Raw genomic sequence first — 8729 nt, forward strand, 5'->3', positions numbered from 1 at the left:
TCGAGGTTGCTGGAGAAGATCAGCAGGAACTTCAGGCGCTCAAGCAGCGGGTACGATTCGTCCAGCGCCTGCTCCAGCACGCGGATGTTGAACTGCAGTTGCGAGAGCTCGCGATGAATGTACAGGCTGCTGTCGTCCAGGCTCGGCACGGCGATCGCAGGGGCCGGCGCAGGCGCGGGTGCCGGGGCGGCTTCGACAACCGCTTCCGGCTCCGCTACCGCTGGCAAATCGGGCGGGGTCTGCACCATCTCTTCGGGCACGGCCTGGGCATCCTTGATCTCGACAGGGGTTAGCACTTCGTTATTCATCTGACGTTCCTGGAGGGCGTTACTGCCCTCTCATCAATTGAGCGGCACGCACGGCGAAATAGGTCAGGATGCCATCAGCGCCTGCCCGTTTGAAAGCGGTGAGGGATTCGAGGATCACGGCCTCGCTCAGCCAGCCGTTCTGGATGGCGGCCATGTGCATGGCGTACTCGCCGCTGACCTGGTAGGCAAAGGTCGGCACCTTGAACTCGGCTTTCACTCGGTGAACGATATCCAGGTACGGCATGCCCGGCTTGACCATGACCATGTCGGCGCCTTCGGCGAGGTCGGTGGCCACTTCGTGCAGGGCTTCGTCGCTGTTGGCCGGGTCCATCTGGTAGGAAGCCTTGTTGGCCTTGCCCAGGTTCAGCGCCGAGCCGACCGCGTCGCGGAACGGGCCGTAGTAGGCGCTGGCGTACTTGGCCGAGTAGGCCATGATGCGCACGTTGACGTAGCCGGCTTCTTCCAGGGCCTGGCGGATCGCGCCGAGACGACCGTCCATCATGTCCGACGGGGCCACCACCTGGGCGCCGGCCTCGGCGTGAGACAGCGCCTGGCGGACCAGGGCCTCGACGGTGATGTCGTTCTGCACGTAACCCTCTTCATCGAGGATGCCGTCCTGACCGTGGGTGGTGAACGGGTCCAGGGCCACGTCGGTGATCACCCCCAGCTCCGGGAAGCGGGCACGCAGGGCGCGGGTGGCGCGCTGGGCGATGCCGTCCGGGTTCCAGGCTTCGGCGCCGTCGAGGGACTTTTTCTCGGTCGGGGTCACCGGGAACAGCGCCAGCGCCGGAATACCCAGCTCCACCCAGCCCTGTGCAGCTTCCAGCAGCAGGTCGATCGACAGGCGCTCGACGCCCGGCATGGACGGTACTTCTTCCCGACGGCCCTCGCCGTCCAGCACGAATACCGGAAGAATCAGGTCATCGACGGTCAGGGTGTTTTCGCGAACCAGGCGACGGGAGAACGCGTCCCGGCGGTTGCGACGCAGGCGGGTAGCAGGAAACAGACGGTTGGCGGGGGTAAAGCTCACGGCAGACTCCTGAGCCCGCGCGGGCGGGCAGCGCGACAGTTATAAGCGGCCATTATGACGCCTGTGTTACATCCTTGGGCAACCCTGCGACTTGTGGCCGCAGCCATTGTCGTTGCAGGGAATCTTCACGTCGAGACACATTTGGACACTTTCCCCAACGCGCCCGAAGGGGTAGGCTGCGCGTTCATTTCGCCAGCACGCCAGAAAATGCTTCAACAATTCCTGAACGATTTCGGCTACTTTGCCCTTTTTCTCGGCACGTTCTTCGAGGGCGAGACCATCCTGGTGCTCGCGGGCTTTCTTGCGTTCCGCGAATACATGGACATCAAGCTGGTGGTCTTGGTGGCCTTCTGCGGCAGCTACGCCGGTGACCAACTGTGGTACTTCATGGGCCGCCGCCACGGGCGCAAGATCCTCGCCCGCAAGCCGCGCTGGCAAGCCATGGGTGACCGAGCACTGGAGCACATCCGCCGCCATCCGGATATCTGGGTGCTGAGTTTCCGTTTCGTCTACGGCCTGCGCACGGTAATGCCGGTGGCCATCGGCCTGTCCGGCTACCCGCCGCGCCGCTACCTGCTGCTCAACGGCATCGGTGCCGCGGTGTGGGCCCTGGCCCTGGGCCTGGCCGCCTACCACTTCGGCGCCATTCTCGAAGGCATGCTCGGCAGCATCAAGAAATACGAGCTATGGGTGCTCGGCGGCCTGCTGGTGCTGGGCCTGCTGCTCTGGCTGCGCCGGCGTTTTCGCAACATCCGCGCCGAGCGCCGCGCGGCGGCAGAGGGCCAGGCCGCCGAGGCTGAGCAGGCTGTAAACCAGGAGCAGCAACCAGAACACGGGCGTGACCAGCACTAAGCCAAGCGCGCCGGCCAGATACAGCGCCGGCGCATTCGACAGCAGCCGCACGATCTCCAGGCGCCCCGCCCACGGCCGGTCCTCCAGCGCCACGCCCAGCACGAACAGCCCGAACGCCATCACCGTCCAGCCCAGCACCAGGGCCGCGGGCGCCACGTGCTCCGCCACCTCCATCAGATAACTGCCCAGCGCCACGTAGACCGCGAACTGCGCGGTGACGTAAAGCTGCTGCGCGCCGCCCAGGGGGATCGCGAACTTGCGAAACGCCGCCAGGTCCTGCTTGGGCTGTGGATCAGCGGCGGCCACATCCGCCGGGCGCCAGCCAGTGGGCATGAACCAGATGCGCAGCTTGTCCCACCAACTGCCGGCGCGACGAGCGTCGTGCCAGAGCTGGGCGTAGAACTGCACGTTGGCCCACAGCGGGTTCCAGCTGGCCAGCGGCGTGGTTACTCCGAAGATCACAGGCTCGCGTTCGTCCTCCTCCTGGAAGGTGCCGAACAACCGGTCCCAGATTATGAACACGCCGCCGTAGTTGCGATCCAAGTACAAAGGATTCTGCGCATGGTGGACGCGATGGTTGGACGGCGTGATGAAGATCCACTCCAGCCAGCCCAGCTTGGGCACATGGCGGGTGTGCACCCAGAACTGGTACAGCAGGTTCAGCGACGCCACGGTGATGAACACCAGGGGCGGCACGCCCAGCAGCGCCAGCGGCAGGTAGAAGATCCAGGAGAACAGGAAGCCGCTGCTGGTCTGGCGCAGGGCGGTGGTCAGGTTGTACTCCTCGCTCTGGTGATGCACCGAGTGCGCGGCCCACAAGACGTTGCGCTCATGGCCCAGGCGGTGCAGCCAGTAGTAGCAGAGGTCGTAGAGCACGAAGGCGACCACCCACACCCACCAGGCATCGGCCGGCAGCCGCAGCCAAGCCACGTGTTCCCAGGCCAGGGCATAGGTGACCAGCCCCACCCCTTTGGTCAGCAACCCGGTGCTGGTGGACAGCGCGCCGGTGCTCAGGCTGTTGATCGAGTCGGCGAGCTGGTAGTTGCGCCGGCCGCGCACGCGGTCGGCGATCAGCTCCACCGCGATCAGCACGAAGAAGAACGGCACGGCCAGCAGAATCAGGTCCATGAACGGCCACCTCCAAGGTTGTCCACGAAGATTAGGCCCGCCGAAGGGCAAATCCCATGGCTACATCTGCCAAACTAGAGGACATTTAGCGCCTCGACACTGGAGTATTGAGCATGACAAAAAAAGTTGCGGTGATTCTGTCCGGTTGCGGCGTGTACGACGGCGCCGAGATCCACGAAAGCGTGATCACCCTGCTGCGCCTGGACCAGCGTGGCGCCCAGGTGCAGTGCTTCGCGCCGAACATCGCGCAGATGCATGTGATCGACCACCTGACCGGGGAAGAGATGCCCGAATCGCGCAATGTGCTGGTGGAGTCGGCGCGCATTGCCCGTGGCGAGGTGAAGGACATTCGCGAAGCCAAAGCCGAAGACTTCGACGCCCTGATCGTTCCAGGCGGCTTCGGCGCGGCCAAGAATCTCTCCAACTTTGCCGTCGAAGGCGACAAGTGCAGCGTGCAGCCAGATGTGCTGGCCCTGGCCGAGGCCTTCGCCGAGGCGGGCAAGCCCGTTGGCCTGATCTGCATCTCGCCGGCCCTGGCAGCGAAGATCTACGGGCCGGGCGTGGTCTGCACCATCGGCAACGACGCCGGCACCAGCGCGGCGGTGGTGAAGATGGGCGGCACCCATGAGGAGTGCGATGTGCACGACATTGTCGAGGATACCCAGCGCAAGCTGGTGACCACGCCGGCGTACATGCTGGCCAAGTCGATCAGCGAGGCGGCGGGTGGCATCTACAAGCTGGTGGATCGGGTGCTGGAGCTGACCCACGAGAACGACTGACAGACGCTGGTGCAGGGACATCTGTCTTGTGCTACCCGTACCAGCCTCATCGTCGGCTACAGGTAAAGCACAAGCCCATAGCCGCTGCGGTCCCTGTGGGAGCGGCCTTGTGTCGCGATGGGCTGCGTAGCCGCCCCGGCGATTTTGCATGATGCCAAGATCCTGGGGCCGCTACGCGCCCCATCGCGACACAAGGCCGCTCCTACAGGCTTGGCGGATGCTTCCGGGATAACGTCAGGCTTTGGACAGGCGAGTGAGAATGCGGTCCAGCGCATTGGCGAACGCCTGCTTCTCGCGCTCGCCATAGGGCGCCTGGCCACCGCCAACCTGACCTTGCTCGCGCAGCTCGGTGAACAGGTTGCGTACCGCCAGGCGCTCGCCCATGTTGCGCTCGTCGAACTCGCGACCGCGCGGATCCAGCGCCGCCACGCCCTTCTTGATCAGGCGATCGGCCAGCGGCACGTCGCTGCAGATCACCAGCTCGCCGGGCTCGGCGTTCTCCACCAGGTAGTCATCGGCCGCGTCCATGCCGCTGGGCACCACGATCAGCCGCACGCAGGCGAAGGCCGGCTTGATCTGCGGCTGGCCGGCCACCATCACCACTTCGAGCTTGCGCTTGAGGGCGAACTTGACGATCAGGTCCTTGGCCGCCTTGGGGCAGGCGTCGGCATCGATCCATACACGCATTGCTTTCGTTTCCTCGCATAGCTGGGAGGGCCGCGCCCTCCTTTCGCGACACAAGGCCGCTCCCACAGAGCTGCCAGTATGCCTGTGGAGCGGCCTTACGTCGCGAGGGGCCGCATGACGGCCCTGAAGTATCTCAGCTGGCCGCTGTCCGGCGCTTCTCGGCCAGCCGGCTGCGCCCGTAGAGGAACACGATTGCCAGCAACGCCACGACCTGCGCGCCCAGCGAATAGGCATCGGCATGAATCCCCAGCCAGTCGAACTCGAAGAACGCCACCGGCCGCGTTCCCAACACCCCGGCTTCCTGCAGGGCCTTGACGCCATGCCCGGCGAACACCACCGACAGCGCGCACAACAGCGCCGCGTTGATGCTGAAGAACAACGACAGCGGCAGCTTGGCCGAGCCGCGCAGGATCACCCAGGCCAGGCCCACCAGCAGCACCAACGCCGTGGCGCCACCGGCCAGCACCGCCTGATGGCCAGCCGGGCCGGCCTGCAGCCACAGGGTCTCGTAGAACAGGATCACCTCGAACAGCTCGCGGTACACCGAGAAGAACGCCAGCAAGGCAAAGCCGAAGCGCCCGCCGCCAGTGACCAGGCTGCGCTTGATGTAGTCCTGCCAGGCGGCGGCGTGACGTCGATCGTGCATCCACACCCCGAGCCACAGCACCATCACCGCGGCGAACAGCGCCGTACAACCTTCGAGCAGTTCCCGCTGCGCACCGCCGACGTCGATCACATAGGCCGCCAGGGCCCAGGTGGCGAAGCCGGCGACCAGCGCCAGGCCCCAGCCGATATTGACGCTACGCACCGCCGACTGCTGACCGGTGTTGCGCAGGAAGGCCAGGATCGCCGCCAGCACCAGGATCGCCTCCAGGCCCTCGCGCAGCAGGATCAGCAGGCCGGAGACGTAGCTCAACGACCAGCTCAGGCCATCGCTGCCCAGCAGCTTGGAGGCCTGCTCCAGCCTGGCCTTGGCCTCGGCCAGACGCTGTTCGGCCTGGGCCACCGGCAGGCCGTCCTGCAACGACTGACGGTAGGCCATCAGTGACTTTTCCGTGTCCTTGCGGGCCTGGGCGTCGATGTTGTCGAGCGAGCTTTCCACCAGCTCGAAGCCTTCCAGGTAGGCCGCCACCGACAAATCGTAGGCTTGATCGTGGTCGCCGGCGCGGTAGGCCGCCAGGCTCTTGTCCAGGGTACTGGAGGTGTATTCGAGCAACTGCGCCGGGCCGCGCTTGACCTGCGGCGGCTGCGCGCGCTGGGCGCGGAACGCGGCCACGGCATCCGCGCCTTCGCTGGCGGCGACTTCGGCCGGAGTCTGCCGGGCCAGGTCGGCGATGTTCCAGGTCTTGTCGCCCTTGGCCGCCTGCGGGTCGGCGGTGAAGCTGGCGATGTAGGCCGCCACGTCCCAGCGCTGGCGCTCGTCGAGTTGTTCGGCGAACGACGGCATCTCGGTGCCTTCAATGCCCAGCCCGAGTGTGTTGTACAGGTCGAACAGGCTCAACTGGTCAAGGCGCCTGGTATCGCGCAGGTCGGCCGGCGCAGGCTCCAGGCCGATGCCGGCCGGGCCGTCGCCCAGGCCGGTGTCACCGTGGCAGATCGCGCAGTTCTGCGCATACAGCGCCGCGCCGCGGGCTGGGTCCGGGGTGATCACCGGGGCCTGGCTGACCTCGTAAGCCACTGCCAGACGCGCCCCCAGTTGGCGGGCCTGGCGGGCAACAGCGGCGCCGTCCTGACGCTGGTCGATGGCCTCGCGCAGGCTCTGCACACCCTGCTCGAGGGCACCGTGCTCGGCATGCGCGGGCAGGCCCTTGACCAGCTCGGCCAGCACGCCGCTGAACTCCTGCTGCTCGCGGTATTCCCCGTCGTCCACCACCTTGCCGTCGCGTACGGTCGGCGGGTAGTCGGCACCGATGTAATCCAGCAGGTGCAGCGCCTTGGTCGCCTCGGCGGTTGCTTCGGCCAGCGTCGGGGTGCTGCACAGGGCCAGCACCGGGCCAAACAGCAGGGCAGGCAGCCAGGCAAGCAGACGGGAACGGGAAGTCATGGCCAATCTCGACGGAAATACGAAAGAGAACATTGTTCACTTCCACTCTCCCCTGCTCAAGGCTCATGGGCAGATTTCATGAAAAATCTTGAGACAAATTGACGGAATGCACCGACCGGGAATGCATTTTTCCAACTGATGGCATCGGCGCCAAAAATGCGAAGCAATTCGCCATCACCGTACTACTACTTTGGGTATAATCCCGCGCCGCCGTAATAGCCATTAGCAATCAAGGCGCCTCCATCGAGAGGTTCTGGCGATAAAACAGAGGGATCTGCCGCCCCCGCCCACGCGGCCAACCGTTTCAGGGAAAGAAGAAGTCCGATGGTATCCCGCGCCCTCACCCTGGCGACCCTGGTCGCCGCCGTGCAGCTCACCGGCTGCTCGGTGTTCCGCAGCTACGACAGCGAACTGCAGGAGACCAACAAGCAGTTGGCCGCCGGCAACGTCGACGCCGCCCTCGCCCTGCTCGAGAGCAACAACAAGGGCGAGCAGAAAGACCTGCTCTACTACTTCGAAAAAGGCGAGCTGCTGCGCTCCAAGGGTGACCTCAAGGGCAGCCAGGACGCCTGGCGCTCGGCCGACAGCGTGGTGTTCCAATGGGAAGAGTCGGTCAAGCTCGACACCGACAAGTACCTGAGCCAGTTCGGCAGCTACCTGGTCAACGACAAGGTTCGCCGCTACGAAGGCTATGACTACGAAAAAGTCATGCTGACCACGCAGATGGCCCTGAACCTGCTGGCACAGAACGATTTCGACGGTGCCCGCACCGAGATCAAGAAGACCCACGAGCGTGAGGCGATCATCGCCGAGCTGCGCGACAAGGAATACCTCAAGCGCGAGGAAGAGGCCGAGAAGGAAGGCATCAAGACCGAGTACAAGGACCTGCAGGGTTACCCGGTCGCCAGCCTCGACGCCCCAGAGGTGGTCGGCCTGAAGAACAGCTACCAGAGCGCCTTCAGCCATTACCTGTCCGGCTATGTCTACGAGGCCCTCGGCGAGAAGGGCCTGGCCGCGCCGGGCTACCGCAAGGCCGCCGAGCTGCGCCCGAACACGCCGCTGCTCGACCAGGCGCTGCTCGACCTGGACAAGAACAGCGCCAAGGCCGGCGAAAGCGATGTGCTGATCGTGGTGCAGACCGGCCTGGCCCCGGCCCGTGACTCGATCCGCATTCCCCTGCCGCTGCCGATCCAGGACAACCTGGTGATCACCCCGCTGTCCTTCCCAATCATCAAGGAAGACACCTCGACCGCGCACCTGGGCGAGATCCAGCTCAACGACAAGGCCCTGGCCCTGACCGCGCTCAACAGCACCACGGCCATGTCGCGCCGCGCCCTGCGCGACGACATGCCGGGCATCATCCTGCGCACCAGCGTGCGCGCCATCAGCCGCGGCGTGGCGCAGAAGAACCTGAACAAGACCAACCCGATGGCCGGGCTGGTGGTGGGCATCGCCTCCACCGTGCTGGAAGGCGCCGATACCCGCACCTGGCGCACCCTGCCCGACGAAACCCAGGTGGCCCGCGTACGCCTCAAGCCAGGCGAACACCACCTGAGCCTGCCGTCGAGCCTAGGCGGCACCCAGGTCACCGTGAAGGTCGATCGCCCCTACCAGGTGGTCACCCTGCGCGTGGTCGGCAATCGCGTATTCGCTGGCGGCCCGGCCGTCGTCGTCGCCCCGCAGGCCGCAGCCACCGCTGTCGCCAGCCTCAAGTAACCCAAGGATCGAACATGCGCAGAACATGCCTCGCACTGGCCGCCGTCGCCCTCCTGGCCGGCTGCGCCACCCCGCCCCCAGCCCCTGGCAGCGCCGCCAGCAAGGTGGTGACCATGGGCCAGCTGGATGACATCGAAGTCGGCCAGATGCGCGTCGCCCGCGAGAACGGCTACCTCACCGTCAAC

6 protein-coding genes and 3 pseudogenes are annotated in these 8729 nt (G+C 65.6%); 4 read left to right on the forward strand and 5 right to left on the reverse strand.

Translation table 11 applies throughout. From position 1 onward, the window contains the following. Both CC207_RS22425 and hemB read right to left on the reverse strand, forming a co-directional pair. A pseudogene (locus CC207_RS22425) lies at positions 1-308 on the reverse strand (RNA degradosome polyphosphate kinase); the annotation flags it as partial. Between the two features lie 19 nt (positions 309-327). After that, positions 328-1338: a porphobilinogen synthase gene (hemB, locus tag CC207_RS22430; protein ID WP_028689236.1), complete on the reverse strand. Its 1011-nt coding sequence runs from the start codon at positions 1336-1338 to the stop codon at positions 328-330. A 207-nt stretch (positions 1339-1545) separates the two neighbouring features. Between hemB and CC207_RS22435 the strand changes: the two genes are divergently transcribed. After that, positions 1546-2190 (forward strand): DedA family protein, encoded by a 645-nt coding sequence (locus CC207_RS22435; RefSeq protein ID WP_082750478.1) that lies wholly within the window; start codon positions 1546-1548, stop codon positions 2188-2190. 501 nt (positions 2191-2691) lie between these two features. Here CC207_RS22435 and CC207_RS27930 read toward each other — a convergent pair. Next, positions 2692-3318, reverse strand: a pseudogene (locus CC207_RS27930) (sterol desaturase family protein); the annotation flags it as partial. A 113-nt stretch (positions 3319-3431) separates the two neighbouring features. Between CC207_RS27930 and elbB the strand changes: the two are divergent. Beyond that, the gene (gene elbB, locus CC207_RS22445) at positions 3432-4097 is read left to right on the forward strand and encodes an isoprenoid biosynthesis glyoxalase ElbB (protein WP_062362666.1); all 666 of its coding nucleotides are present in this window, start codon (positions 3432-3434) and stop codon (positions 4095-4097) included. Between the two features lie 234 nt (positions 4098-4331). Here the strand turns inward: elbB and CC207_RS22450 are convergent, their stop codons facing one another. Both CC207_RS22450 and CC207_RS22455 read right to left on the reverse strand, forming a co-directional pair. Further along, on the reverse strand, positions 4332-4784 hold the full coding sequence (locus CC207_RS22450; RefSeq protein WP_028689239.1) for a YaiI/YqxD family protein: 453 nt from the start codon (positions 4782-4784) through the stop codon (positions 4332-4334). Between the two features lie 133 nt (positions 4785-4917). Next, entirely contained in the window at positions 4918-6861 is a 1944-nt protein-coding gene (locus tag CC207_RS22455; RefSeq protein ID WP_062362663.1) for a cytochrome c/FTR1 family iron permease, read from the reverse strand. A gap of 291 nt (positions 6862-7152) precedes the next feature. On the opposite strand from CC207_RS22455, the gene CC207_RS22460 reads away from it, so the two are divergent. Both CC207_RS22460 and CC207_RS27935 read left to right on the forward strand, forming a co-directional pair. Continuing rightward, entirely contained in the window at positions 7153-8544 is a 1392-nt protein-coding gene (locus CC207_RS22460) for a COG3014 family protein (RefSeq protein WP_062362660.1), read from the forward strand. 14 nt (positions 8545-8558) lie between these two features. Beyond that, positions 8559-8729: pseudogene (locus CC207_RS27935) on the forward strand (DUF1425 domain-containing protein); the annotation flags it as partial.

Origin of the sequence: Pseudomonas sp. DrBHI1, from assembly GCF_002205115.1 — a bacterium.
Classification (GTDB): domain Bacteria; phylum Pseudomonadota; class Gammaproteobacteria; order Pseudomonadales; family Pseudomonadaceae; genus Aquipseudomonas; species Aquipseudomonas mosselii.